The sequence below is a fragment of the Enterococcus sp. 7F3_DIV0205 genome (genome assembly GCF_002141365.2).
Lineage (GTDB): Bacteria > Bacillota > Bacilli > Lactobacillales > Enterococcaceae > Enterococcus_L > Enterococcus_L palustris.
Map to the genome: position 1 here is coordinate 2105061 of NZ_CP147244.1, position 25538 is coordinate 2130598.

Here is a 25538-nt window from a genome sequence, read left to right on the forward strand (position 1 = left end):
GCAGTGACTCATAGAGTTATAGCTCAGCCTCTTTTTTCAATTAAATTCAAATAATTACTATTTTTCGATACTCGTAACTCGTTTATTTAAACGATTATTCTCTCAATTTAGGCTAAATTTCTTAAAATCGACCGTTTTTATAGATTAAATTGTGTCCTAAATTCGAAAATTCTTTGAAACTATCACTTACGTATTTCTTTTATGAAACATAGTGTGGTATAGTTATAACCGTGAGAAATTATTTCTACATAATAAAAAATAAAACAAACTTAGGAGTGCTTACAAAAATGAAGAAAAAACTAATTTTAGCCGCAGCCGGCGTATTCAGTATCTTTGCATTAGCTGCTTGTTCAGGCGGATCAAAAGATATCGCAACAATGAAAGGCGGAACAATCACTGTTGAAGATTTCTACAACCAAACAAAAGCAAGCCAACAAAGTCAACAAACTGTTCAACAAATGATTATCTTTAAAGTATTTGATCAAAAATATGGCAAAGATGTTTCAGACAAAGATGTACAAGCTAAATTTGATGAAACAAAGAAAAACATCAAAGATCAAGGTGGAAACTTTGAAGAACAATTAAAAAGCGCTGGACTTACAGAGAAAAGTTATAAAGAACAAATTAAACAAAGTCTTGCATATCAAGCTGGAATCAAAGCACACATCAAAATCACTGATGAAGATTTAAAAGCAGCATGGGAAACATTCCATCCTGAAGTAGAAGCGCAAGTTATCCAAGTTGCAACAGAAGATGAAGCAAAAGAAATCAAGAAACAATTAAATGATGGCGGTGACTTTGCAAAAATCGCTAAAGAGAAATCAACAGATGAAGCAACTAAAAAAGATGGCGGCAAAGTAAAATTTGACTCTCAAACAGAAACAATTGCTGAACCAGTAAAAACAGCTGCTTTCAAATTAAAAGATGGTGAAGTTTCTGAACCGATCCAAGCAACTGACGCAACTGGTTACCAATCAACATTCACTATCGTAAAAATGGTGAAAAACAAAGCAAAAGGCAACGACATGGCTCCTTACAAAAAAGAGTTGAAGAAAATTGCTGAAACAGCTAAACAAAACGATCAAGAATTCATTCAAAAAGTAACGTCTGAAGTTTTAACTGCAGCAAATGTTAAAATCAAAGATGACGCCTTTAAAGATGTATTAGCTGGCTTAGTTGAAACAAAAGATTCAGCTAAATCAAGCGACTCTTCTAAGAAAGACGAAAAAGAATCTTCTTCTAAAGAAAAAGATTCTAAATCAAGTGATTCTGAAAAATCTAAAGACTCTTCAAGTAAAACAGAAGATTCTTCTAAATAATCCAAATAAAAAAAGGAGTTGACAATCAAGTCAACTCCTTTTTTTATTTGGAGACAGAATGCATAGGATGAGTGATTGTTTTTTTACTTTCACTACTAATACAGATGAAACAGAAGTGAGCTCTTTTCTATCGTTAGTAACTCTTCGGGACAAAATCATAATTACTACCTATCCTTCATAACCTATTTTCTCATCCAGAAGAATCACTAAAAACCTTAGGTTATAACCCCATAAAAAAGACTTTAGACAAACTCTCTCATTTAAGGAGTTTGTTTAAAGTCTTTGATTCATGAACATCTATTTTACGTAGTGCTTTATACATCAAAATAGATAGTTTCACAATAATAACCTGTACCACCAACATAAACTTTTGCTATTTCATTCTTGCTATCGGCAGCTAATCTAACGAATATTTCGGAAGGCAATTGTAGAGAATCACCTTGTTCAAATACATACTCTTCTTTTTGCAAATTGAGTTGTTGATAAAGGTAACTAGCTAAAGCACCGTTTGACGTTCCTGTAGCCGCTTCTTCATTGATATCATAAAGTGGTGCAAAATTTCTGCAGATAATTCGATCATTATTAAACGTATATAGGTGCATCCCAACAACCTTATAATACTTGCTGATTTCTTTGATTTTTTCAAAATCAGGTTGTAATCCATGTAATTGTGTTTCGCTTTTTATAGGAATTAAGATATCTTTTAATCCTGTAGACACAATTTGAATTGGGTATTTAGTATCTATAGCTTCAATATCGAAACAGTCGATCAATTGATTAAATGGCACAACCTCGTAGAATATCGGTTTGTTTTGCTCCATGAATATGGTGTCATCTTTTATGGTAATAGTCAGAACACCACTGTTCGTTTCAATTGTATAGTGAGTTCTTATAATTTTATTTAAATGCATCAATACTGCGAACGAGGCAATTGTCGCATGACCACATAAATCAACTTCTTCTTTTGGTGTAAAATACTCAAATTTGTAATCAGCAATTTTAGATTCAGTTATAAATGCGGTTTCTGCATACCCTAATTCTTTGGCGATTGCCATTTTTTGAGCAGTGGTCAATGTATTCTCATTCAATACCACTCCTGCCTTATTGCCACCTTTATGATTCTTGCTAAATCCACTTGCAACATAAACGGATATTTTCATAAGACACTGCCTTCCTCACCTAATAATAAATTGTAACATAAGAAACACTGCGTATATTTGAGAGATTAAATCAAGCTCTTTCTTGTTTATTTTTTTTGATAAACTAATTCAAAGAGTTCGTAAACGATCAACAGATCCTCAGAAAATGTTTGCCCATACTTCTTTAACTCTTGCTCAAAAAAAGGCTGGTGTACACTACGCCAATAGTTCAATGTACGATCCCCTTCCCCTTCAAGATATCCATGAACTTCTGATACTTGAGAGTACGGGAGAATCTCTACTACCTTCGTACAAATAACCGCTTGCGCTTGATCATTTCCGTCCAGTAACACGCTATAGCTCTCTACTTTAGGAACCTGTTCTTGCTCTAATTCATATAAAACATATAACGAAGACGTGCCAGTCTTTTCTCCTTTAAGAACATGTGCTAATAGCTCGTCTGCCATTTCTGGTGAATTACCAAAGGCCCAAGCATCATACGTATCATGTGTAAGCGAATAGTGTGTTTTGAACTGTGACCATAAATCTATCACTGATTGGTTCATTTTTTTCTCCTAACTCACTTAAATATCCTTTGGTACATAAAAACTACGATTGTCTAATCCAAAAATTCGATCTGTATATTGCCCTGGTTCTGTTTGGCGAACTGATCCTAACATCATTTGGATCGATGCGTCAATATTGTCGATTTGATGTAACACTTCAGCCTCCATAATTCGTGGGCGAACTGGTGAACCATATTCTAATAAACCATGATGCGCTAAAACCATATGACGCAACACGATCACATCTTCATCATTTTCATCGATTTTCAGCGCAATACATGCTTTGGTAATTTCTTCGTCCACAAGCACTAAATGCCCAATCAAATTTCCTGATAGTGTATACTCCGTAGTCATCGCACCAGAAAGTTCTTTAACCTTGCCTAAGTCATGTAAAATAATTCCAGAATAAAGCAAAGCTGCATTCAATTCATTGTATTCTTTACAAATTGCTTTTCCTAAACGAAGCATAGATACTGTATGATACGCTAAACCATTTGCAAATGCATGATGGTTTCTCTTCGCTGCCGGATAATCAAAAAATTCTTTTTGATATTGTGTCAATAAATAACGAACAATACGTTGCCAGTGTGCATTGGTGATTTCAAAAACGATTTGATTGATTTCTTCAACCATATCTTCCCGTTTTAATGGTGCACGTTCCATATATAAAGTCGGTTGACTAGGTTCATCTGGACGCGCTACACGCATATGCATGATCTTCACTTGGGGATTCCCTTGGTATACTTCTCTTTTTCCATTCAAAAGAATAACGTTTCCTGCTGTAAATCGGCTGATTTCTTCTTCTGATGCATCCCAGTATTTCCCGTCGATTGTGCCAGATGTATCTTGAAAAGTAAACGCAATAAATTTTTTCCCGTTTTTCGCCATACGAACATCGGCGTTTTTGATCAAAAGAAATAATTCAAATGTCTCATCTACAGTTAGTTCACGGATTTTTTTCATACTCATGCTCCTTCTAATTCTATAATCGGTTGTTTCAACTCTTTATAATAGCTTACCATTTCCTGGTCGGAAGAAAAACAGATGACTTGTTGATGTTCGGAAAAAACAGCAAACAGTTGTGCTAATTGCTCTTTTCTTTGACTATCGTAATGCAGCCAACCATCATCGATCATGATTGGGCATAAACTGCGATGTTCCTGTAAATAAAGAAAAGCAAACCGAACTGCCATTATGACTTGATCTCTTGTCCCAGTGGATAGCTCATGCAGCATAAAACGCTGTTGATCTTCACGAACTACGATCAATTGCTCTTCCTGTAATTGAATCGCTCGATAAGTATTTCGTGTCAAAAGTTTGAAATAATCCGTTGCTTTTTTCAGCAAATTAGGTAATTGCTTTTCAGATAATTCCGTTAATAGATCCATCAACACTTGCCCCGCTAATTGATTAGCTGACCAATTTAAAGCAAGTTCCTCTATCTCAGTCATAAGTTCTGCACGTTTTTGATAAAGTTCATCTAATGTTCCATCCGCCAACATTTGTTGACGCTGATATAGGAGTTTCTGTTCTTTCTCCTGTAATTGTTGGATACTTTCTTCTACGTCATTAAGTGTTTGTGTTAGCGCTATTTGTCTGGAAGGTAGTTGTTTAGGATCACTTGATTCTGGATATACTCCTACTAGCATCCTTTGTAATTCTTGTTTTCGCTTATAATTCGCATTAGCTTCTTGATAACCTTTGATTTTATTTGGAATTTCATTTATAGAAGCAATCTGGAAACGATGCAACAATGGTCTTGCTTGATCGGTCACTTGCTGTTGCTTTTCTTTGACTTCTCGAATCGTTTGACGTGTATAAGCGTCTGCTTGGTACTCTTGTGCAAAACGAACTTTTTCCATCTTATCAGCAAAATTACTGATTACACGAATTCTCTCTCCCAATGAAGTTCCAGCTATCGGCAATCGTGCCGTATATCGCTCCGTCTGCTCGGCTAACTTGGTCATCCGTTTCTGGTCTTCTTTCAGCTGATTTTCCAGCTCTTGATTCGTATTAAGTAAAATCAAATAACGGGTAATATCTGTGCGATGAGTCAGCCAAAACTCAACTTGATCCATACGACCTAAATGGTTTTCTTTCACTTTTTGAGCAATATATTCAGACATTTCTTTTTCTTCTTCATTGATTTTTTTGATTTCAGCTTTTATTTTTAATAGCTGATCATTCAAATAATCCAATTGAGATAACTTTTCCTGCCATTGCCTTTTTTCACCTTCATAGGTATCTTTTGGCTGATAAAATAATGGAAATAACCCCGCAATCAAAAATCCTGCACTCAATAAGAATGTTCCATATCTAAGCGGCGTTGGTAAAAAGAAACTCAACAATAAGCAGAGTCCCGCAACGCCACAATAAAATAAATTGACTGTTTTTTTCGTTTGTCGATGATTCTTTCGGAACATTTCTTTATTGATTGTTTCAAAAGTACTTAAATTTTCTTCACGTGTTGCAATTTCTTCTTCCAATAACTTCAAATCAGTTTGAGTTGTTTGTAATTTGACTGTCCGTGCGACAATCTCATCTCGCAATTCATTGACTGCTTGCTCTTCAAAAGTCAACTGCGGTGGTGTCTTTGAGTTCCATCCCCACTGTTTTTCTAAAGGAAACATTTCTTGCTTATTTTGTTGTAAGGATTGGGTCATCCAATTGATCTCCGAAAGCAATTTATCGATCTCATAACGTTGATTGAGTAATTGCTGTATATGTCCTTCTTCTTTTAAGTAAAACTGGTAATCCTCGGTTTGCGCTTCTGTCTCACTTTGTGCGGCAATATTTTGGTTCAACCGTGTCAGTTCTTCACTCAAAAAACGATGTTGCTGATAAATTGAAAGTAAGGTCTCTTTTTCGTCAGGAGTTAAGACGGTATCTGTTTTTGTATGTTCAATAGATTGTAGCTCTTCATACAAAGGTAAATTCATTACTTGCTTTTCCACCAGCGCCAACTGGGTCTTCAATTCTTGCGCTTTTTGACGTTTTTCTGCTATCGATCGCTCTGTACCTGCTAGTTCAGCGATCAATTGTTGGAAAGGACGTTCCTGCTGTTCTTTCTCATTGATTTTTTGCTGTAAAAGTTGATACGCATTCAGTTTTTGGTTTAATGGCGGTTGGCTTCCTTTGCCCTTGTAAACTACCTGAGCGCGCTTGAAGTAATCTTCTCGACTAACTAACAACTGCTGACTTCCAGATAAGCCTAAAGAGAGTAAGGACGTTTGTAATTCTTCTTCACTCAATTTTTCTAGCTGACTAAGTTGTTCTTGCTGGAAGGTGAAAACTGACTGAAATAACTCTTTAGTCAATGGATGGAGCATCTTCTCCAACGTTGACTCATCACCTATTTGATCATTAAAATAGACTTTTGCTTGTCCTTTATTTTGACCTTTGAAACGTTCGACTTGAACTTCCCCATAAATTGGATGAGAAAACCACAAGCGTCCGCCGTATGCTGCACCATTTTTCGGTTGATAATCCTTTTTTCGCTTGCCCTTAGGTGGAAAGCCAAAAAGCATCGCTTGAATAAATTGATAGATTGTTGACTTTCCAGCTTCATTTGTCCCAAAAAATAATTGATTTTTTGGTAAAAACTCAATCTTATGCTGTTGCCATTTACCAAATCCAACAAGCTCTATTGCAATGAGTTTCATGGCTGATCCTCCTGAATAACAAAATCTGCTTTGATTTTTTGATCTGCTTGTTCAATACTACGCTCACGCCACTCTTCGTTTATCTGTACAATCGAAGAAAATACTGGATTTTGTATTAGTTCTTGCAACGTATTTGAAAATATCTCCGGTTGTAAATAGTTATGTTCTAATTGCTTCAACAACTCAGGATCGGCAGTGATCATTACTTTTTTATCCAGATCATCCGTCATCACCTCTACTTGGAATAAAAATAATGAGTGATTTGTCTGTTGTAGCAATGTTGTTTGTAAATAGTGAAGTAGCTCACCATTTTCATAGGATATTCGGAATTCCTCACCTAGTTGTTCTGTATCGGTTAACTTGATTTCCGTTAAAATCAGTTGTCCGCCGCGCGTTTCTTCTTTTAAAAGATGCTCCGTAAGAAGACTTAACGTTTCCTGCAGGCTTTTAGCTTGTCTCAATGAGTATTTCTCCACCTGCCAAGTAACTTTGGCTACGGGTTCGAAATGAACCGTCGCATGACCTGATTCTATTGAAACGATTGCGACACCTTGAACAGTCCGTTCTTTTTTTGTATGTCCTTGCGGTGTCCCCGGATATACAATCAAAGGATCTGCACTAACTACCTGAGGCTGGTGTATATGCCCCAAGGCCCAATAGTCATAGCCTTTGGTTTTCATCTCACTAAATGAAAACGGTGCGTAATTCTGCTGACCATTATTTGTCGTATCACCATGATAAATTCCGATATGTAAATCTGCTGCCGCATCTTTTGTAGGGAACGCTGATAGTTTATCGTCATTGATCCAAGGATGTTCATAACTAAACCCTGTAACCGCTACTTTTTCCTGATTCTTCGTCATAAAATAATGTGTTTCGACTTGCTCTTTTTGAAAAAGAAACATATTTTTAGGAAAGTCGAACCAATAGCGCTCTGCCACATAATAATCATGATTGCCAAATGACATGATCACAGGGATTTTAGCTTGATCTAGACGTTTCATTTCATCGATAAAATACGCTTGCGTTCGGATCGATGTCCGGCTTTGATGAAAAGTGTCTCCAGCTAAAATAACTGCATCCACTTGATTCCTTATTGCTATATCAACAATCGCTGTAATGACTTCATGATTGGCTTGCTGTAATTTTTCGGAAATTTGCGTTGAACTATTCTTTAGGCCTTCAAAAGACCGATCCAGATGTAAATCTGCCGTATGCAATACTTTCATTAGATCCTCCTATTCGCCCTAATTCGTTTCCTTAATCATATCATTTTATTTAGAAGCGGTCAGTAAAAACATACGAAAATTTGTTCGTTTTCCATTTTTTTGAAGAGATAAAATAAAAGAGCCTGAAATTCAACTCTGTGAGTTTTATTCCAGCCTCTATTTGCTCATACTTATTCTGTTATAATCTCTATTTGAACGATTTCACTTTGAGTACCGATTCGCATTGGCGGCCCCCATGTACCAACACCGGAAGACACAATAACTTGCGGGCTCTGTTCATTTTTACGATAATATCCATAATCCACAGTGAAATACGCTTTTGTCACTAAACTAAACGGAAAAATCTGCCCTTGATGCGTATGTCCTGAAAGAATCAACTCATTAGCCTGCTTATATTCATCTATGTTTGATGGCTGATGATCTAAGATGATTTTTGGCAGTTGATTGCCCACTTTCTTAAATTGCTCTTTAAGATTTTTTCTATCACCATCTTGCGAACCGATCGGTCGGCTGTCTTTTCTACCTACTATTAAAATTTCTTCACCAACAACTGTCATTTCATCTTCTAGTAAAACAATGTCTGATGCTTCAACAAGTGCCTTCATCTTTTCAAAGGTTTCGCCAGCATCATGATTCCCCCAACACATGTATGTTCCATAAGTGGAAGATAGTCGTTTGAATTGTTTTTGTATGCCTGATGTATCTTGTAATGCTTTATAATTCCCATCAAACAAATCCCCCGAAATAAAAACGACATCTGGATGCATTTGATTGATTTTCGTCACGATTTTTTCTAACTTCTTCACATCATTCACATAGCCTAAATGCAAATCACTGATCAGTACAGCTTTTAATTTTTTTAGCTTATTGTTTGCTGTTTTATCGATCGTTACTCGATAATTAATTGTTTTGACTTGCTGTGCTTGCCACGAACCATAACAAAATAAAATAACAACCAGCAGCATTGAACCTAGCCACACGTTTAGGGAGGTTTTTGACTGAATCGAGGTGATTTTCTCTGTAATCTTCATGATCAAATCAGTCAACCCAAAAATAACTAATGATACAAACCAAAATGACAGCCAATAACTGCCAATTTTCCCAATCCATCCGCCCACATTAACATCAAATAATAACATCGTCAGCAGCGATGTGAGTGCCAATAGACCAATAATCACCCATAAAATCAATGGATACTTAAAAAATGAAAATTGTTCGAATATGAAAATAAACTTTCTACCGATATAAAAATTTCCTAGAAGGAATAATGCCTCAATAACTAAAAATGCCAACTTATTCATGCATTCCCCCCATTTTCCTCCCAAAAACTTGGCCAAATTTCACGATCGTTTCAAGATTATTTTCAGTGTTAGAGTAAAGTTCTGAATCGATCCTTACTTGGTTTTTCTGAAATAATAAAATCACTGTTGAACCACCAAATTCAAACCAACCTTTTTTTTCAAAACGCTGACAGTTCCCTGATTCTTTTACATTTTTGATTTTTCCGACCATCAATGCACCCACTTCAATTTGAGCAATCTTCCCAAAGTTTTTCGTCTCAATAACTGTAACCTCTCTTGCATTTCTAGAGAAGACTGGCTCATTATGGACTGCAATCGGCTGCACAGTGTGAAAAACACCTGCTATTTTCTGATGCTGACTAATGGTTCCTTCATCAATAAAATAATAATGATGATAATCATCAGGAGTCAAACGAAAAATAACAGCACATCCTCCTTGCCATTCTTCTGCAAGGCTTGTGTTATCAAGTAATTCTGCAAGATCATATTCTGAATTTTTTACTTTAAACGTTTGTTTTTTATTGATTGGATACACCGTGACTTTGCCATCACAAGGCGCTCCCAAAGAGAGCTCATCTTGTGATAATAAGCGTGCTTTCGGTTTGATTTCCCGCATAAAAAAATGGTTGAATGAACGATACGTCATAGGCTCATATTCGTCCATTTGAAGATTGTTTTGCTTAATGAAACGAGGGATCATCCTTTTTGAAAACGAACTATTTAAATAAGCTCCCGCAACTTTTGTCATCGGTGGTTGAATAAGCCCTTTTAAAATAAGTCGTCCAATCGAATTTTTATATAAAAAACGTAATGATCCACTATCATTTTCAGTGATAGCCTTTGCTTTAAACTGCTGCTCCATGTAGTTACCCCTTTGAAAAATTTAACGAACAAAAAATGCGACCACCGCTCCTACAAATGCTCCAAAAGCTAATTTTCTAGGATCGACTTTTTTGATTTTGACTTTCGAGATAAATAAAAAACCAATGATCAATAACGCAGCTGGGTAGATTAATGTAAAGGCAATATGCAAGCGTCCTGTAATGAAAAATAACAATGGAATCAAGGCAGCACTACTCGTAACAGGCAATCCTTCATAATATTCACGACACGTGTCGCAATGCTCTTTTCTCTCCATTTCCGTCACATTGTAGTGCGCTAACCGAATCAAAGCTGCTAAAATATAAAAGACGAATAATGGCAAATAAATTCCTTGAGTCAAACCTGATGCATACCCTAAAACAGTTGGGAAAACCCCAAAACTAATCAAATCAGCAAGAGAATCGATCTGAATACCATAGCACATCTCACTTTTGGTACGTTCTTTCATATTTGCGACAAATCCATCAAACATATCACAAATACCTGAGAGTACTAAACAAAAAATAGCTTCAACGATGTGTTGTGTAAGTGCTAAATACATTCCAACTATTGAAAATATTGCATTTCCATAGGTTAGGATAACTGTGTAATCATAAATACCAATCATACTTTTTGTTCCCCAATTCTTTTTTCGTTTAGTATTACTATATCATTAAAAGAGAGTCATTGGGGAGGATTTTCGGAGATTTTGTATTTTTTTATTGACCGCATGAAAACGACTAAAAAAACTGCTATCCAATAATCATTTCGTTATTTTTTACGAAGTGAGTTAGATGTTTTTTTCACTTTTTACTTTTATCTCCAAAAAGCATTCCCTGATTCCCCCTTTAAAAGTGACTCCGCTCTATCTTCCTTGTTAAAGAGCCAGAAATTCTATCTAATAAACGTTATATCTGAATACTATTTCACACTCTAGAGGAAAAAACCTAGAGGCGTTTTCCTCTAGGTTTTTCAACTAATTTATCATTCATCATTATTCGTTTAGTTACTCAATTTACTCTATTTTTTACTTAACAGTAAAATTAAAATTCAATAGACCTTCATATATATCTACTTTAGTAAAATCTTTTGCATTTGCCTTTAATTTAAACATATATTCAGTATTTGTTTGATTTAAGGTAGTTAATATTTCCCCTGATTTCAATAAAGTATCATCTTTTTTGAACACATTCAAATTTGTACTAGCCTGCTCTTTCAAGCTTTTTAATTCAACAGTAGGTTCGGTCTCTACATCAATATTAACATTATATGGACCTGTATATGCAATTTTACCTTCTCCTGCTACAAGCTGATTTGTCTTATTCAACTTGATTTCATCTGGGACCGTAACAAAAGCCATCGGATTCTCTATGACATCTATCTTCACTTGGATTGGTTGACTTACAACACCTGTAACTTTACTCTTCAATAAAAAATTAAAAGGTAATTGAAAACCTAGTGTGTCAAACGTATAATTTTCTGCAAACAACACTTCCACTTCATCAAAGTCTAACATACTTTTTACGTCATCTTTGAAAAAGCGAGTAGTATCTTTTATTGCATCTGAAGTCGATTTATAAGCTACGGTTTGCCCCACGGCTGGTGTTCCAGTAGGAGCTTGCATTTCTATTTCTGTATAACCATGGACACTTTCATTCGTACTTACTAGGGTATCTGAATTCCAAGTTTCAATTGGGAATTGGAACGAAGGCGTTGAAGGGTCTCCATTCCCTTTATAATAAGCCATGACCGATGAATCGCTTATTGCTGGTCCTTCAAAATCAATTGCTAAGTTAATATCGCCAGATGTAGACGTAATAACTCCCTGAGTAAACTCCTTTGGAAATGTTAACTTATATGTTTTTGTAACTTCATCATATTCTAACTCTTGGCCAACTAAGCTTGGATGAGTCGTATAATCCTGCCCGGTGTCATTATTCCTTAATTTTAAATCAGCTCTCGTCAATTTTCTTGCTAAACCTTCTATTTTAAAGTAAACAGACATCTCTTTATATAAGGAAGCTGCAGGTTGTTCTGGTACTACTTGAAATAATGTTCCAGCGATTTTCATTGTTTTTTGCTTAGTTCCCAGAATACTCGTTGGTACAAATCCACGTTCTATCAGCATCTTCTCATAACTTGCGAACATATCAAGAGTTGTAGCAAGAGAGGGTATCCGCTTTCCAACATATATATTTTCCGTGCCACTATAAATAATATTATAGCTGTAGTCATTCCCTCCAGAAGGATTCGATGCAAACCCCATATTAAATCCATCTGGATCTAATGGATCTATGGTATAGAAACCATAATCTGGGTTTGTCCATCCGTTTGACCAAAAATTCTCTCCTATAACTAAATTAGTTATATCTCTCTGATTGGCAAACACTGTTGCTCCACTAGACCAATACATTGAATAACGGAATGGAATAATAACTATTGCATCCTTCTCAATAAGCTCCTTTGTATCTGAATAGAGAATATTTACTTTAAATTCAAAAGAAGAATGAACACCAGAACTACCAGAGTACCCAGCTACCTCTAATGCGTTTCCCTTTTCTCTAATCAAACTTATCATTCCCCTACTTACTGGAATCACTAATTGAGCTGTCAACTCACGACCTTTATACGTTCCTACATTCGCCATCTCAACAAGTCCATGATTGGCTCCTTCCAATGGTGGTACATTGAATTGGTAAACTATTGCAGAACTACCAGGTTGTCTTACCCAGTTTGGTGTACCTCCATTCACTTTTATCGTCCTACGTATATACTCGCTTCCAGTCCTCCCTCGATATTTCAGAAAAGCTAGATCTTTCCCTTTCATATCTAGAAGAGGTTTCCCAGAAAGAAAAGAACCATTCGGATCTACAGCAGTAAAATTTTTATACGTACGTAAGCGATCTGTCATGTTTTCAGGAATAGGCGGTTCAGCTCTTAGTTCCACCTTTTTACTCACAGTTTCAGAATTAAAGTTATTTGTTAACTCAGCTGTTAAATTTTCCGCTGTCTCATCTGTTACTTCTTCTTTCAATGATAAACGAATGCTTGTACTTTCTTCTTGTACAAGTTCCTCTACGAGTTCCTTGGATATTTTCAACATAAATTGATTATCTTTTGGCGCTTTTTTTTCTATTCGCTCATCCGCTGAATAGTCTGTACCATTTTTACTTTTTACTTTTAATGAATTTAATAACTTTTGACTATCCGATACTTTGTATTCCTCAATGTTCATTGATATGACTAAATCTTTTGGATTCTTCTTTAATTTTTCTGAATCAATCGCTTGTTTCACATCAATAGTTACTGCTTTGTTCTCTTCTACTAAAGCTAAGCTCACTTCTGGATTTGGAACTTCTTTTTGCTCAGCATAGAAAGTTTTACCGTTTAAATTCACAAAAAATATTATACTAAACAGAAAAAATAGCATACCACTTTTTCGTTTATACTTATATGATTTTATCATAATCCAACTCCTCCTTTTATTTCAAAGTAACGGTCTCCCTATAAAGTCTGATTCTCTTATCTATTCTCACAAAAAGCACCTCTTTAATCTGTTTTAAGCTTTTTCTAGATTCTTTAATTCTAGTTTCAGAACAATTAATATCGGTTTGTTTGAAACCAGATAAACTTCTGATATCAATTAAAAGCGTTTACTATAGCATCTTCTAAACTATTCGTAATCAACAATGGTTAGGGTGAAGGAAGTTTTTGTTCCTGACAATCGTGTTGGCTCTTTCACTTGAGAATAGCCTAACATTTCTATATAAATCTTATGATCTCCTTCTTTTAAATCTTTTGGCAAAGGAATGCCAATAATGGCTTTACCAGGTTCAACTAACCCCGTCGTTAGTAACGGAATTTTATTATCGTCGATAGTTATGATAAATTTAATATAGGCTTTATTGAAATCAGGATTGGCCAACACCACTGGAAAATCTTCTGTACTTTTCTGTATTTTTGTATCAGCATACGCCGGAAATGTAATCGCATTGCCCTCAATTCCGTCAGGCTTTTTAATAGCGACTTCATAGCTCACTGCATTATCATCCACTGCATAAGATTCTTCTGCTCTTTGAGACAGAAAGAAAAATACAAATACACCGATACAAAGAACTACAGCGAAGCTGCCTCCGATTATTTGATATTTCAGCTTAGATAGCTGTTGCTTTTTCACCTGCTTCTTACTGTGGTCACTCTTTCTTTTTGTCATGTTTTAATCTCCAATTATTCTTTATAAGCTTTCAACAACATAGGTTAGAATATCTGCATACGTTCCAAAATTTTTCTTAGCGACTGTTGTAACTCCTAGAATTGCTTCTGATGAAACAACGGTATTATCTTTACTAAATTCACCTATTTCTGCTTTTTCACCACCTGGCGGAGTTGTATTCTGCAAAACAGTCCCCTTCTGTCCAGAAGAGTCATATTTTATTAAACTGTATGAAATGCTTTTAAAATTATCTGCATTTTCTAGATTATAGCCATACTTTGATTCAACCGTTACTCTCGCTTTTTGAAGTCCAGTATAACGTTCACCTTTTAGGTTATTCATCGAAATAGTCGTATCTATTCTACGTTCATTTTCAGTAAAACTTAACGAAGCTGGTACTGTTATTACGTACTCCGGATTTAACGTATTACCTGGTTCCTTCACGTTTTGACCATTATAGTAAAAGACTCTTACACTTTTTGTCTCTTCTGCTGCAAAAACTTGAGTTGCAAGAGGAAACAAATTTAAAATGAATAGTCCTGTTGCAACTCTATAAAACGTTTCTTTTTTATTCAATACAAACACCTCTATTTCCAATTTTAAAAAATAAAACTGATTCTGACATTATACGCGCCATCATCAGTTTAAAAAAGTGAACAATTTAAGACAATAACTCTCTAACCAATCTATTCAATCTATTCTATCTATATTTTTTTAAATTATTCGCTTGTTCTACTTACTTATACGTATCTGCTAAAGCCCAAGTAATGTCTCCTGTAAATGTTTTACCTGCTGCACCAGTTCCATCAGGAATTAACAATTGAACATCAGTAATTTGTGTTGCAACTCCGCCTTTTTTACCAGGGTCGGCTGTTTTTCTACCAAACACAGTAACAGCACTATCCTTAGTTAAAGTTACCTCTGACCCTCCGTCGAAATTCGCTTGTTCAGTAGATGCTAAATCTGTAATCACTGTAGCATCTGCGTTAGGATTTGCTGGGATATAATCTTGTGTTACAGGATCAATAGCAGAGCCAATAGCATAGCCTTGAGCTACTCCAGTTTTCAATTTAATTGTTGATGCCAAGTCATCACCAGCTGATGTTTTCAATCCTGAAAATGTAGCTGTGACATGCCACTCCTGACCAGGATTCACAGTAGTTCCATTTGCTTCTCTATCGTCATTGACAACTAAGAATTGTTTTTCTGCCTGCACAGTAGCATCTGCACCTTCTTGATCAAATATTAAGTTATTTGATCCAGCAGCAGCAACTTTCCCTGAACCAAAATGAAATCTTGTTGGATTGAACACAACTGCTAAATGGCCTTTAAAAGGACCTTCTGTTTGCAGTGAACCATCATTAGTTTTAAAGTTGATTCCTACTTCTGTTTTTTCTTTTGGATTATTTACAATTTTATCCATTTCATCAGCATGAGCATTTCCTGCAAAGCTTAAAGTTGCTGTCGATACTAACAACGCAGCCAAAATCATTTTTTTCATTTTTATTTTCACCCTTCTATTTGTGTTTAAAAGATAAGAATATTTTTTAGATTGGCGACAGTTACTGTCTTAAATTGCTCACTTTATTTTTTAGCCTAATAGTTTTATTTGTTCTTTTAACGATGTAAATAAATAGATAATTAAACCTACACTTGATAATGAAATAAAGAGTAACGTGAAATTTAACATAAAACTTGCCTTAGCTAGTTTCAACTTTTTAACCAAAACGATATCTCTCGAAAGAGTTATGATAAACCAGAAAAATGAACTAGCTGCAATTACTCCTAAAATATAAATCCATAAATAATTCCTCATAATATCACTCCAATACTCTTATATAATAAACTCGTTTCAAATTAGCAATTCCAACAAAAATAATCAAGACAGATAAACCTATCAGTAAAACAATAAACGAAGTCAGCATTTCTCCAGTATTTGGTAACTGCCCTATATTTTTTGGGGTCGCTGGTTGGTATTTTATTGGCTCTCTCACAATAGGGTCATCTGGTATTTCTTCAAAACCAATCCCCACCTTCGTTTTTCGCTCAGTGTGATCTATCCCATCATCTGCTTGAACAGTCATAAGTGGCGTGATAGCAAAACTTAACAGTATTCCCAAAAGAATACATAACTTTAGCTTACTTTTCATAGTGTTCTCCTTTTCATCGCTCTCTTTTGGAATTCCCACTATTCCTTTTTTTCTTTGTTTTCTTCCTTTGAATTCTTAATTTTTTCCAGTGCCTCTCCCATTTGTTCTTCCTTCTGAACTGGAAAAAAGCAATCATAACCGTCAGTACGCCCAAAGTAACTGTAGCTATTTGGACATTCAGTGGTGTAATTATTTTGTATGGACTTCCAGCATTTATTTCATTCGCTTGTTTTCCAGTAATTTGAAATTCTTTTTTAAATGTCCAATTATTAAAATCATTTTTAACTTCCATCTCCATAATGTATACACCAGATGGAATATTGGCGATTCCCCAATCCAGCCCAAAATTAAAATTACTATTTGGTGCCATAGTGTATCCCTGAACTTTTTTCTCTTTGATAATATCTCCACTTTTTTTGTTTTTCACAGTAGCATCGATGGTTAAGTTCTCCAACACTTTAGGTTCTGGATTTTGTAAATTAGCTAAAACCATTTTTTTCCCGTGGTATAACTCAGCTCTTACACTTTTTAAATTTAGACTTTCTGAATTATTGAATTCTTCTCCTGTTTCCGAAAAGATTGCCCCGATTTCATAAGAAAATCCTGTTTTGATTCCTTTATTGTCTACTTTATCTGCAACACCAATTGAAATAGCTCCGATTTTAACTCCTTGGTAGTGTTCTTTGGGAGGCGTTAATTTGAAGCGAACAATTTTCTCTTCAAAATTTCCAACAGTTAACTTAGGCGTTTCTACCTCAATCATAGAACTGACTGGTTCCTTTAAGGTTTCATCATAATTCATCTCTTTATTATTAGATGCCTTATACGCAATTTCACCATTATCACCTGTCATTGCATCTTCAACTGTTATTTCTAAATCAATAGGTTTTTTACGTGTACTTTGTACTTTTACTTCTAATGTTTGTTCTTCTCCCGGAACAGTCTGCACATAAAAATAAGTTTTCTCCTGATCAAGCTGTGTGCTTGGCTGAATGGCTTTTACCGCATATCCTAGTATTTCATCATCTTCTTTTTCATTTGCAAAAGCAGTTAATCCATTCACTCCAGAGATTGTAATCAATAAGCAACATAGTATCAGTACATATATTTTTTTCATCAAAGTCAAAATGCTCCTCACTCAATTAATCTTTATCTTTTTCAATTGACTTTACGTAAATATCAACAGTATATTCATTCTCTTTTTCATTATAAATATCGCTAACTAACGTATATCCATTCTCTTGAAATTCCTCTTGCCAATAAGTAGCAAATTCCTGTGCACGACTCTGTGCCTCTTCAGCTGTTGAAAAAGATCCCAACTGTTTCACGACTTCATTTTCTTCATAGACCGTGTCATTATCTTTTTGACTTTTCGTCATCGCATATGTGATATAAACAACCGTTACCGCAAGAATAATCAACAACAAGAAGAGGACCCATAGTTTTGTTAGTAGTAAAGCACCTGCACAAAGAATGTATAGTCCCATGAAGACTTGCATAGAAAACTTAAACTGTATTTTTTTCTTTTCTTGCTTCATCTTGATGGAATAAAGTAGAATGCTGTAAAGATTAGCTACCAATAATAGGAAACTCATTATGAAATATATGAATAGGCTATTAAAATAATATTCCACAAGAAACAATAACTGAATGATATACTTAGCTCCCTGATCTACATAAAATGACGCTTCTTGATACAGTTGAAAAAATAATACAAAGTAAATCAGCCAACTGATTAAAAATACTCCTTCACTGATGTAATACAGTTTATATTTACGAAAGTTCTCTTTGAACCCTTGCATAACGATACCTAACCACCATTCCTTTTGATTTCATCTGTTTTTGCATAAAAGCAGATTCATTTTACTTCCTTTTAAGCTTTAAATATCCAACATATAACCTTTGGAACGAACTGTTTTGATATACATTGGTCTGTTCGTTGATACTTCAATTTTTTTTCTTAAATGAAAAATAATATTCGCTACTCTATATGTTCGATTCCCTTCTAGCTTTTCTTGGTAAAGTTCTCGATAAATTTCTTCATACGAGAAGGCTACCTTAGGTTTTTCAGCAAGCAAGTTTAGTGTTTGGAATTCTAACCTTGTTAACGCTACTTCTCTAACTCCTTCTATTAATACGCTAAAATTACTATGAATCAAAAATAGTTTTGAAGACTTCATTTCTTTTTTGTCCTCATTACTTACTCTGATAACTTCTTTTCGATTTCTGCTAAATGTATTATTCATAACCAATAAAATTTCTTCTAACTCATGGTGATTTTCAGTAAAAACAAAGTCTACTCCTAAACGTAAGTAGATCATTTTCCCTGTATCATTGGGATTAGTAGAAACAATGAAAATGTAACAATCTGATTGTTCCCTCACTGCCAAAATCATTTCGCACAATTTTGTTACATCACTTATTTCATTTTCAAAAGCTACGATAGCCTGTAACTTATTTAAATTAGACATAGTATCCTCTGATGACACCAGCTCGTATTTATGACTTAAATATTTTTCGTATTTTTTAGTTATATAACTTTCTTTAAATTGTATAATTCCGATATTAAACATTTTTTCTCCTAACTTTATTTCTTTTTTATTATAACTTAATAAACTACCCTGTTTTTTTCAGAAACATCATCGTATAATGAGCTTATCGAAATAAGATGTTGGAACCCCCTGTCATCTTAACTACTGGAGGTCTATGAATGCAGACTCTATTAATGAAACGGACAGCGCGACAAGAATTTGAATTATTAAAACAATTATTACGGAATAAAAATGGTGTAACGAACCAAGAAATCATGGATTCATTTAACATCTCACTTCATAATGTTTATCGTATTCAAAAGCAACTCGCAGATAATTTATCTTTAGTATTTGAAAAAAATCTAGTAATATTATCAAAAAAAAATGGATACCTTTCTATTTATATTGATAAATCGCTTTGCACAAGCTATGTAATTGATCTGATGAGCCTTTATTACTTAAAAATTTCTCAACAATACCATTTATCCGATGCCTTATTCTATGGTAGTTACACTAGTGTGGAAGCTTTAGCACAAGAAGTAAATCTTAGTCTTTCACATACTTATAAAATACTAAACAAGATGAATGATTCTTTTGAGCCCTTCAATCTCAGTATCGAATTTCCAGCAAAAAGAAATCGTACTAATGTTGTTGGTGATGAAAAAAATGTGCGCATGACTATGCTTTACATCTATTGGACTATTTATAAAGGAATTCACTGGCCTTTTTACCATGCACCAAAGAATTTTTATGAACTTCCTTTCCCTATTAAATCCAATTTACTCTCACCTTCTCAAAAGATGAGATTATCTTACTTTCAAACCTACACTTATTGGCAGATTCTATATAGAAAGGAATTCGTTTCGTTATCGAAAGAATTTTTAGATTATTTAACTATTTTTGAAGAAATCTCTCCTGTTTCTTTTCCTGATTCTATAAAAGAAGCTCTACATAAAAACCAGGTATCCGATGATGTAATTCAAGCTGAAGAATACTATTTTGGCTTTTTAACCCGTTTTTATATTGCAAATATCGATTCTATAGAAGACAAATTTCTTATTGTGAATAATTTGATACATTCAGGCTTACCACTTACTACCTTTGCAACAACACTCTTGAATGATTTTATAGCTGAAAATTGTCTTATATTGTCTGAAGAAAACTTTGTTTTAAGTTATTATCAACTTATTTTCAATTTGCTTTATATTCAATTTTTTGGCATAAATGTTCCTTTTTCACAAATAGAAAATGAGAAGTTCCCTTTTTGTGACCCATCCATTGATCTATTTGATTCAAAAAAAGAAGAGTTTATTCAATTTGCATATGAAAAATTAAGTTTTGACCTTTTCCCTATGATTTCAAAATCATCTTCATTAGTAGAATATCTTGCAAAAATCCTATGGTTTGTTTATAACAGCTCAAGTCATCAAAAAAAATTAAAGATTCTTATTCAGTATTCAAAAACGATTTATGGGTATGATTTAATAAAAAATAGATTAAGTAATTTTTTTTCTAAATCTGCTATTACATTTACCTATAATATGGAAGAAGCGGATATTATTATTTCAGATTCCTATGAACATACAAAGTCAGAAAATGAACAAGCTATCGTTTTCTATTTTGAATATCCTTATGATCAAGATGAATGGCATAAACTGCTCAAATCCATCAGCCAATTACTTTACTGAGCCATCTTTTATTCTTGTATTGGTATATTATTTATCGTTTTGTAAGTACATTTTTCTTTGGCTATATTTTTCCAGAAGCTTTTTTTGTATTTGCTCAAACAAATAGGACATATCTGAAAGATCTGAAAATGTTGATACATATACTTGCTCAACTTGGTTCTTTTCGTCGATTACTTTTATATCTGTAATGATAAGATCGACTGAAGGAGATAGGGTTTCTACAAATCGAACACGATCGCCAAAAAATAATGACACCTTCTGGATTAAAATATCCGTAATAAACAGTTTTGTGTTCTGAATAAAGATTTGAACAGGTATATATTCCACTGAATTAAACCTGATCTGCAGTGTATAAACAATCAGATACAAATAATCCAGCAATACTTCTTGTGTTTCATATTTTTGAAAATCATATTGTTCAGATACGCCTAGTTGTTGGCAAATAGAGAGTAGTTTCTCTTTCATTTCTGTTTCAAGTGTATCCGCATAATAAAACTGTTCTTCATCATAAACATAGTAAAAAATTCGATAATCAATGAAAGAGATGTTGCGTACTAAATAAAAACGATCAATTTCTTTTCTAACGTTCAAATACAATTCCTTATTATCAGATTCAGCAAAAAAAGTGTTGATGATTTGATTCGTAACTTCCTTACTAAAATCGATAAACGGAAAATAATACATGGAAAAATACTCTTCGTAGCTTTCTATTTCAATAGGCTCTGATAGTATGTCATCTTTATAAATATAAAATGCTGTTGCACTAGTCTCTCCCCAAACCTGCTCTGTCGTTTTATTTTTAGTTGCTGAAAAATAATTGAATAGAAGGGTAAATGTTTGATGCGTAGCTCTTTTTTTTGATAACTCTATTAGTGTTTGATTTTCAGCATAATTTTTATGTTTCGAACGAATTAAACTGATGTACACAAGAAGAATGATTTTTAGTTGTTTGATACTATCTAGTTGTTCCCAACCTGATAAATTCTTTGAGAAATAAGTGTATGTTTCCATGTATTCTTGTTTATCAAATTCCCATGTATTAGATGCGTTGAAGAAAAAAAGAAAAAAGAAATTTCTTATTCTAAATTCATCTCCTATGAAACTATTCTCCCTGGATAAATCTAGCCCACATCTTAATAAAATTTCACGTAATTTTTTTCTGTGTCTAGAAAATGTTGCAGCGCTTATGAATTCTGCTTCGCAAAATTTAGCGACATCTAATTTATCAAATAAAAAAATATGCTTGATTATTTTATAAATTGTAGAGTTCAATAAATAATTACTTCCAATGCTGTTTAGGTCCAGATTGTTAATAGATACACTATTGATTGTCTGGTTGACATAATGAATTTTAAACACTTTTTCAGAAACATCTAACTCTTGCTCAAATTGTCGGATAAACATCGATACCGTTCTTTTAGCCAAATTTGTCGCTTCCGCTATTTCTTTAACACTCTTTGGTTCTTTGCTATTATTGATGTAGCTCAATACTTTTAACCTTCTATCATAGATTTCATCTAAAAATAATCTCAACTTATTTTTTTCACCTCGCTTTTTTAAAATTTTATCTATATCTTAATGATATACATTTAAATTCATTTTCCATTTCTCATTTATCACCACCCGAAGATATTTTTGAAATCTTTCGTAATAATAATCTATTTTATATCTTTATTTTTTTCAAAAAATACTATTTTTTTGAACAAAAAAAAATAATCCCGCATAGAAGTGGGATTTACTACATTTTATTTGATAAAAAAACGTTAAAGTAATATATGGATTCAATCCACTTAATACTTTAACGTCTTTTTAATTAATCGTTATATAAATCGCGAATCGGTGTCATGATAATGCGATTCAAATCATTTACGATCAAGCTGAAAGCTTGTTCTTTTTGCATCAATTGGTTGATGACTTCTGCTTTTTGAACTTCCGTTGCTAGTGCTTGAGCTTTCTCTGCATCTTCTTCTGAAAATTCTTCACCGCGCATTTGTTTTTCTTGTAATCCTTGTTGGAAGGTTTGGAATTCTTTAAATAATTTGTACGCTTCTTCGTCTGCTTTTACATCTGCGTATGCTTGTTCTAACGCTTTAAATTCTTCCATTTCACGGATTTCGCGTTCTACTTGATTGGCTGTATCATAAATATTGCTCATTCAATCTCCCTCATTTCTATAAATTCTTCTATTTGATTGTACCATTCTTTGATTCGTTTTCAAACCGATTATTGTCCTGTCAAACCACCGAAGAAGTCTTTCAAACCATTTTTAGCATTGTCCCAGCCTTCTTTAAGTTTTCCACCGATATCTTTGGCACCTTCTTTCACTTGGCCACCGATATCTTTGACACTTTCTTTCCAAGCATCGTTGTTTTCATTCGTTGGCACTTCGCCTGCCGGCTGTACAACACCACCTGTTGCATAAGCATCAGCTATGGTAAATGGTGTTTGCGCTGTATAAGGTAAAATCCCTTGCGTTTGGCTGCTGAAAACGGTAGAAGCATGTGTAGCGCTGCTTCCTTGCAGATAATGACTTTCACTTGTTTGTTCAAAGCCTAACCACGTTGCAACCACCACATCCGGTGTGTAGCCGACAACCCATTGGTCATTGGTTTTATCTGTATCAAAATTTGTTTCTGTCGTTCCAGTTTTCCCAGCCATAACATATCCTGCTGGATCAGCATTCATCCCAGTTCCTGAGCTAAAGACACCTAAGAGCATACTTGTCATTTGATCCGCAGTATCTTTTGTGATGATTTGTTTCGTTTTGGCATTCGTGTTATCTTCAATAACTGCTCCTGTTGAATCAACGATTTTTGTGATTAAATGTGCCTCTGATTGGACACCGCCATTAGCAAACGCACTGTAAGCATTCGCCATCGTCAACGGAGAAACCCCTGTTTTCAAACCACCAAGTGCTAAACCGTAATATTTATCTTCTTTGGCTAACGGAATACCGAATTTTTCAGTTTTCTCAAAACCTTTATCTAATCCAATTTTATGCAATGTCCAAACAGCAGGTAAATTCAAACTTTCACCTAATGCTTGATACATCGTTACTTCACCGCTATTCGTCCGACTATAGTTTTCAGCAGGATAGTAATCTTGCGGTTTGTCTTCTAAAATACTATTTGGTTTCATTCCAGATTCTAATGCTGGTGTATACACCGAAATAGGTTTCAAGGATGATCCTGGAGAACGTTTAGTTTGAGTCGCAAAGTTAAAGCCACGGTATACGTGTTCTCCACGACCACCTACAACACCTTGGACACCACCAGTTTTTGGATCAAGTGCAACGGAACCACTTTGAACCATTGCGCCATCTTCGGCATTTGGTGGGAATAAAGCATCATTGGCATAGGTTTGTTCCATTGCTTTTTGATAGTTTTGGTCTAATGCAGTATAAATTTTGTACCCTTTATTCAAAAGATCCTCTTCTTTTAAGCCATACTTATTGACCGCTTCATCGATGACCACATCGAAGTAATATGGATATCTGTAATCTGAATTTTGATCAGAATAATTGTCAATCAGCATACTGCCCATGTCAATATTTGCTTGAGCATCGGCTTCACCTTGAGATAATTTGCCATTATCTACCATCAACTGTAAAACTGTATTACGGCGATTCACGGCATTTTCAACATAGTCGATTGGATTATAAATACCTGGTCCTTTCAACATACCAACTAAGGTCGCTGCTTGACCGACTGAAAGTTCACTCGCACTCACAGCAAAATATTTATGCGAGGCATCTTCGATTCCCCAAACACCATTACCAAAGTATGAATTATTCAGGTACATTTCTAGAATCTGCGATTTATCATATTTTTTCTCGATTTCGATTGCTAAGAATAACTCTCTTGCTTTACGAGTCATTGTTTGTTCTTGTGTAAGGTAGGCATTTTTGGCTAGTTGTTGTGTAATCGTACTACCTCCACCACCGCCACCGATCATGCCTAAACTTAGTTTTCCGACAACCGCACGTAAAAGTCCTTTAATATCGTATCCATGATGTTTTTCAAAGTTTCGATCTTCCGTTGAGATCAACGCATCTTTAACATAAGGCGAAATTTGATCAATAGTAACAAACGTTCCTTTTTGACCAAATAATTTTCCTGCTTCATCACCATTTTTATCATAAATAACAGTAGATTCTTCCAGCCCTTTTTTTAGTGCTCCTACATTTGCCGATTTAGCTAATGTAAATAAGTAAATACTGGCCACTAAAACCACGACCATCCCTAAAAGCAAAATAATCTTATTGATTTGATATTTTTTCCAAATTCGCTTCCGCCAATGGTGAAAACGAACAAGGTATGGTTTGATCCAAGCCCAGAAGCTTTGAAAACCAGATTTTATTTTTCCCATAATTGTCTTAAAGTCCATAGTGCTCCCTCTTAATATAAAAGTTTCTAAGCCATTTTAACATAGATCATAGCTTTTATTCATACGGCTTTAGCATGAATATTGTACATAGATTTTGTTTTGCTTATTTTACCATGCTTTTCTTTTATTTTTATGTAGAAAAGTTTAAGAATCCATCAAGAAATCGATGATTTCGCTTGTTAAAATAGCGTTTAGAAGTACATATTCTTACTTTCGTTAAAAAAAAGTGCTAAATTAGCATAACTTTGATCATAAAAAATTCATATTTCTCCTTTATTATACAAGTATACCAACAAACAACCCTAACAAAACACTTTTTCATTTTTTAACTCCTTTTTCCCACTCTTCCCCAAAGAGTGGGTCTCTTTTTTTTTGAGAAAATTTTCAAGCAAAATGGAAAACAATGAAACTTATACCTAGATGGCCAATAAAAAGCACTCTAATTGTTATTCTAGATTTTTTTGTGCTACACTTTTTTTGAAATGTAAACGCT

The 25538-nt window shown here is 34.3% G+C and carries 22 protein-coding genes; 2 read left to right on the forward strand and 20 right to left on the reverse strand.

Annotated features, from left to right (window positions below; genetic code table 11):
- The first annotated feature begins 287 nt into the window (after positions 1 to 287).
- Positions 288 to 1319, forward strand: a complete 1032-nt coding sequence (locus tag A5821_RS10075) for a peptidylprolyl isomerase (protein ID WP_086314447.1) — start codon at positions 288 to 290, stop codon at positions 1317 to 1319.
- 314 nt (positions 1320 to 1633) lie between these two features.
- Here the strand turns inward: A5821_RS10075 and A5821_RS10080 are convergent, their stop codons facing one another.
- From A5821_RS10080 to A5821_RS10160, 17 genes are all read right to left on the reverse strand, one after another.
- Positions 1634 to 2479: a PhzF family phenazine biosynthesis protein gene (locus A5821_RS10080; RefSeq protein WP_086314448.1), complete on the reverse strand. Its 846-nt coding sequence runs from the start codon at positions 2477 to 2479 to the stop codon at positions 1634 to 1636.
- An 86-nt stretch (positions 2480 to 2565) separates the two neighbouring features.
- A complete protein-coding gene (locus A5821_RS10085; RefSeq protein WP_086314449.1) occupies positions 2566 to 3024 on the reverse strand; it encodes an ASCH domain-containing protein in 459 nt (152 codons plus the stop codon).
- Between the two features lie 18 nt (positions 3025 to 3042).
- Positions 3043 to 3987 (reverse strand): 3'-5' exoribonuclease YhaM family protein, encoded by a 945-nt coding sequence (locus A5821_RS10090; protein ID WP_086314450.1) that lies wholly within the window; start codon positions 3985 to 3987, stop codon positions 3043 to 3045.
- Positions 3988 to 3989: 2 nt separating this feature from the next.
- Positions 3990 to 6686, reverse strand: coding sequence for an ATP-binding protein (locus A5821_RS10095; RefSeq protein WP_086314451.1), 2697 nt, complete (start codon positions 6684 to 6686; stop codon positions 3990 to 3992).
- Positions 6683 to 7915 carry a metallophosphoesterase family protein gene (locus A5821_RS10100; protein ID WP_086314452.1) on the reverse strand — a complete coding sequence of 411 codons (1233 nt, stop codon included), beginning with the start codon at positions 7913 to 7915 and terminating at the stop codon, positions 6683 to 6685. The genes A5821_RS10095 and A5821_RS10100 overlap by 4 nt, the downstream gene beginning before the upstream one ends.
- 170 nt (positions 7916 to 8085) lie before the next feature.
- Positions 8086 to 9216: a metallophosphoesterase gene (locus tag A5821_RS10105; protein WP_086314453.1), complete on the reverse strand. Its 1131-nt coding sequence runs from the start codon at positions 9214 to 9216 to the stop codon at positions 8086 to 8088.
- Positions 9209 to 10078, reverse strand: a complete 870-nt coding sequence (locus tag A5821_RS10110) for a phosphatidylserine decarboxylase (protein ID WP_086314454.1) — start codon at positions 10076 to 10078, stop codon at positions 9209 to 9211. The genes A5821_RS10105 and A5821_RS10110 overlap by 8 nt, the downstream gene beginning before the upstream one ends.
- 21 nt (positions 10079 to 10099) lie before the next feature.
- Positions 10100 to 10705, reverse strand: coding sequence for a CDP-alcohol phosphatidyltransferase family protein (locus A5821_RS10115; RefSeq protein WP_086314455.1), 606 nt, complete (start codon positions 10703 to 10705; stop codon positions 10100 to 10102).
- A 399-nt stretch (positions 10706 to 11104) separates the two neighbouring features.
- The gene (locus A5821_RS10120) at positions 11105 to 13543 is read right to left on the reverse strand and encodes a hypothetical protein (protein ID WP_086314456.1); all 2439 of its coding nucleotides are present in this window, start codon (positions 13541 to 13543) and stop codon (positions 11105 to 11107) included.
- 207 nt (positions 13544 to 13750) lie between these two features.
- Positions 13751 to 14290: a hypothetical protein gene (locus A5821_RS10125; protein WP_086314457.1), complete on the reverse strand. Its 540-nt coding sequence runs from the start codon at positions 14288 to 14290 to the stop codon at positions 13751 to 13753.
- A gap of 21 nt (positions 14291 to 14311) precedes the next feature.
- Positions 14312 to 14866 carry a hypothetical protein gene (locus A5821_RS10130; protein WP_086314458.1) on the reverse strand — a complete coding sequence of 185 codons (555 nt, stop codon included), beginning with the start codon at positions 14864 to 14866 and terminating at the stop codon, positions 14312 to 14314.
- Between the two features lie 160 nt (positions 14867 to 15026).
- Positions 15027 to 15791, reverse strand: a complete 765-nt coding sequence (locus A5821_RS10135) for a WxL domain-containing protein (protein WP_086314459.1) — start codon at positions 15789 to 15791, stop codon at positions 15027 to 15029.
- Positions 15792 to 15881: 90 nt separating this feature from the next.
- On the reverse strand, positions 15882 to 16106 hold the full coding sequence (locus tag A5821_RS10140) for a hypothetical protein (RefSeq protein ID WP_086314460.1): 225 nt from the start codon (positions 16104 to 16106) through the stop codon (positions 15882 to 15884).
- Between the two features lie 4 nt (positions 16107 to 16110).
- Positions 16111 to 16440, reverse strand: coding sequence for an LPXTG cell wall anchor domain-containing protein (locus A5821_RS10145; RefSeq protein ID WP_086314461.1), 330 nt, complete (start codon positions 16438 to 16440; stop codon positions 16111 to 16113).
- A 13-nt stretch (positions 16441 to 16453) separates the two neighbouring features.
- On the reverse strand, positions 16454 to 17557 hold the full coding sequence (locus A5821_RS10150; RefSeq protein WP_086314462.1) for a DUF916 and DUF3324 domain-containing protein: 1104 nt from the start codon (positions 17555 to 17557) through the stop codon (positions 16454 to 16456).
- A gap of 25 nt (positions 17558 to 17582) precedes the next feature.
- Positions 17583 to 18242: a hypothetical protein gene (locus A5821_RS10155; RefSeq protein WP_086314463.1), complete on the reverse strand. Its 660-nt coding sequence runs from the start codon at positions 18240 to 18242 to the stop codon at positions 17583 to 17585.
- 78 nt (positions 18243 to 18320) lie between these two features.
- Positions 18321 to 18911 (reverse strand): winged helix-turn-helix domain-containing protein, encoded by a 591-nt coding sequence (locus A5821_RS10160; protein WP_170923012.1) that lies wholly within the window; start codon positions 18909 to 18911, stop codon positions 18321 to 18323.
- Positions 18912 to 19150: 239 nt separating this feature from the next.
- On the opposite strand from A5821_RS10160, the gene A5821_RS10165 reads away from it, so the two are divergent.
- Positions 19151 to 20659: a helix-turn-helix domain-containing protein gene (locus A5821_RS10165; protein ID WP_086314465.1), complete on the forward strand. Its 1509-nt coding sequence runs from the start codon at positions 19151 to 19153 to the stop codon at positions 20657 to 20659.
- 27 nt (positions 20660 to 20686) lie between these two features.
- On the opposite strand, the gene A5821_RS10170 is transcribed toward A5821_RS10165, so the two are convergent.
- The 3 genes from A5821_RS10170 to A5821_RS10180 all read right to left on the reverse strand — a co-directional run bounded on the left by A5821_RS10170 (position 20687) and on the right by A5821_RS10180 (position 25045).
- Entirely contained in the window at positions 20687 to 22192 is a 1506-nt protein-coding gene (locus A5821_RS10170; protein WP_139844059.1) for a helix-turn-helix domain-containing protein, read from the reverse strand.
- 280 nt (positions 22193 to 22472) lie between these two features.
- Positions 22473 to 22814, reverse strand: coding sequence for a YlbF family regulator (locus A5821_RS10175; RefSeq protein ID WP_069654996.1), 342 nt, complete (start codon positions 22812 to 22814; stop codon positions 22473 to 22475).
- Positions 22815 to 22882: 68 nt separating this feature from the next.
- Positions 22883 to 25045 (reverse strand): PBP1A family penicillin-binding protein, encoded by a 2163-nt coding sequence (locus A5821_RS10180; RefSeq protein WP_086314467.1) that lies wholly within the window; start codon positions 25043 to 25045, stop codon positions 22883 to 22885.
- Positions 25046 to 25538 lie beyond the last annotated feature (493 nt).

Coding starts and splice junctions, on each gene's coding strand:
- A5821_RS10075 (WP_086314447.1), top strand. CDS start 288: ATGAAGAAAAAACTAATTTTAGCCGCAGCCGGCGTATTCAGTATCTTT.
- A5821_RS10080 (WP_086314448.1), bottom strand. CDS start 2,479: ATGAAAATATCCGTTTATGTTGCAAGTGGATTTAGCAAGAATCATAAA.
- A5821_RS10085 (WP_086314449.1), bottom strand. CDS start 3,024: ATGAACCAATCAGTGATAGATTTATGGTCACAGTTCAAAACACACTAT.
- A5821_RS10090 (WP_086314450.1), bottom strand. CDS start 3,987: ATGAAAAAAATCCGTGAACTAACTGTAGATGAGACATTTGAATTATTT.
- A5821_RS10095 (WP_086314451.1), bottom strand. CDS start 6,686: ATGAAACTCATTGCAATAGAGCTTGTTGGATTTGGTAAATGGCAACAG.
- A5821_RS10100 (WP_086314452.1), bottom strand. CDS start 7,915: ATGAAAGTATTGCATACGGCAGATTTACATCTGGATCGGTCTTTTGAA.
- A5821_RS10105 (WP_086314453.1), bottom strand. CDS start 9,216: ATGAATAAGTTGGCATTTTTAGTTATTGAGGCATTATTCCTTCTAGGA.
- A5821_RS10110 (WP_086314454.1), bottom strand. CDS start 10,078: ATGGAGCAGCAGTTTAAAGCAAAGGCTATCACTGAAAATGATAGTGGA.
- A5821_RS10115 (WP_086314455.1), bottom strand. CDS start 10,705: ATGATTGGTATTTATGATTACACAGTTATCCTAACCTATGGAAATGCA.
- A5821_RS10120 (WP_086314456.1), bottom strand. CDS start 13,543: ATGATAAAATCATATAAGTATAAACGAAAAAGTGGTATGCTATTTTTT.
- A5821_RS10125 (WP_086314457.1), bottom strand. CDS start 14,290: ATGACAAAAAGAAAGAGTGACCACAGTAAGAAGCAGGTGAAAAAGCAA.
- A5821_RS10135 (WP_086314459.1), bottom strand. CDS start 15,791: ATGAAAAAAATGATTTTGGCTGCGTTGTTAGTATCGACAGCAACTTTA.
- A5821_RS10140 (WP_086314460.1), bottom strand. CDS start 16,106: ATGAGGAATTATTTATGGATTTATATTTTAGGAGTAATTGCAGCTAGT.
- A5821_RS10145 (WP_086314461.1), bottom strand. CDS start 16,440: ATGAAAAGTAAGCTAAAGTTATGTATTCTTTTGGGAATACTGTTAAGT.
- A5821_RS10150 (WP_086314462.1), bottom strand. CDS start 17,557: ATGAAAAAAATATATGTACTGATACTATGTTGCTTATTGATTACAATC.
- A5821_RS10155 (WP_086314463.1), bottom strand. CDS start 18,242: ATGCAAGGGTTCAAAGAGAACTTTCGTAAATATAAACTGTATTACATC.
- A5821_RS10160 (WP_170923012.1), bottom strand. CDS start 18,911: ATGTCTAATTTAAATAAGTTACAGGCTATCGTAGCTTTTGAAAATGAA.
- A5821_RS10165 (WP_086314465.1), top strand. CDS start 19,151: ATGCAGACTCTATTAATGAAACGGACAGCGCGACAAGAATTTGAATTA.
- A5821_RS10175 (WP_069654996.1), bottom strand. CDS start 22,814: ATGAGCAATATTTATGATACAGCCAATCAAGTAGAACGCGAAATCCGT.
- A5821_RS10180 (WP_086314467.1), bottom strand. CDS start 25,045: ATGGACTTTAAGACAATTATGGGAAAAATAAAATCTGGTTTTCAAAGC.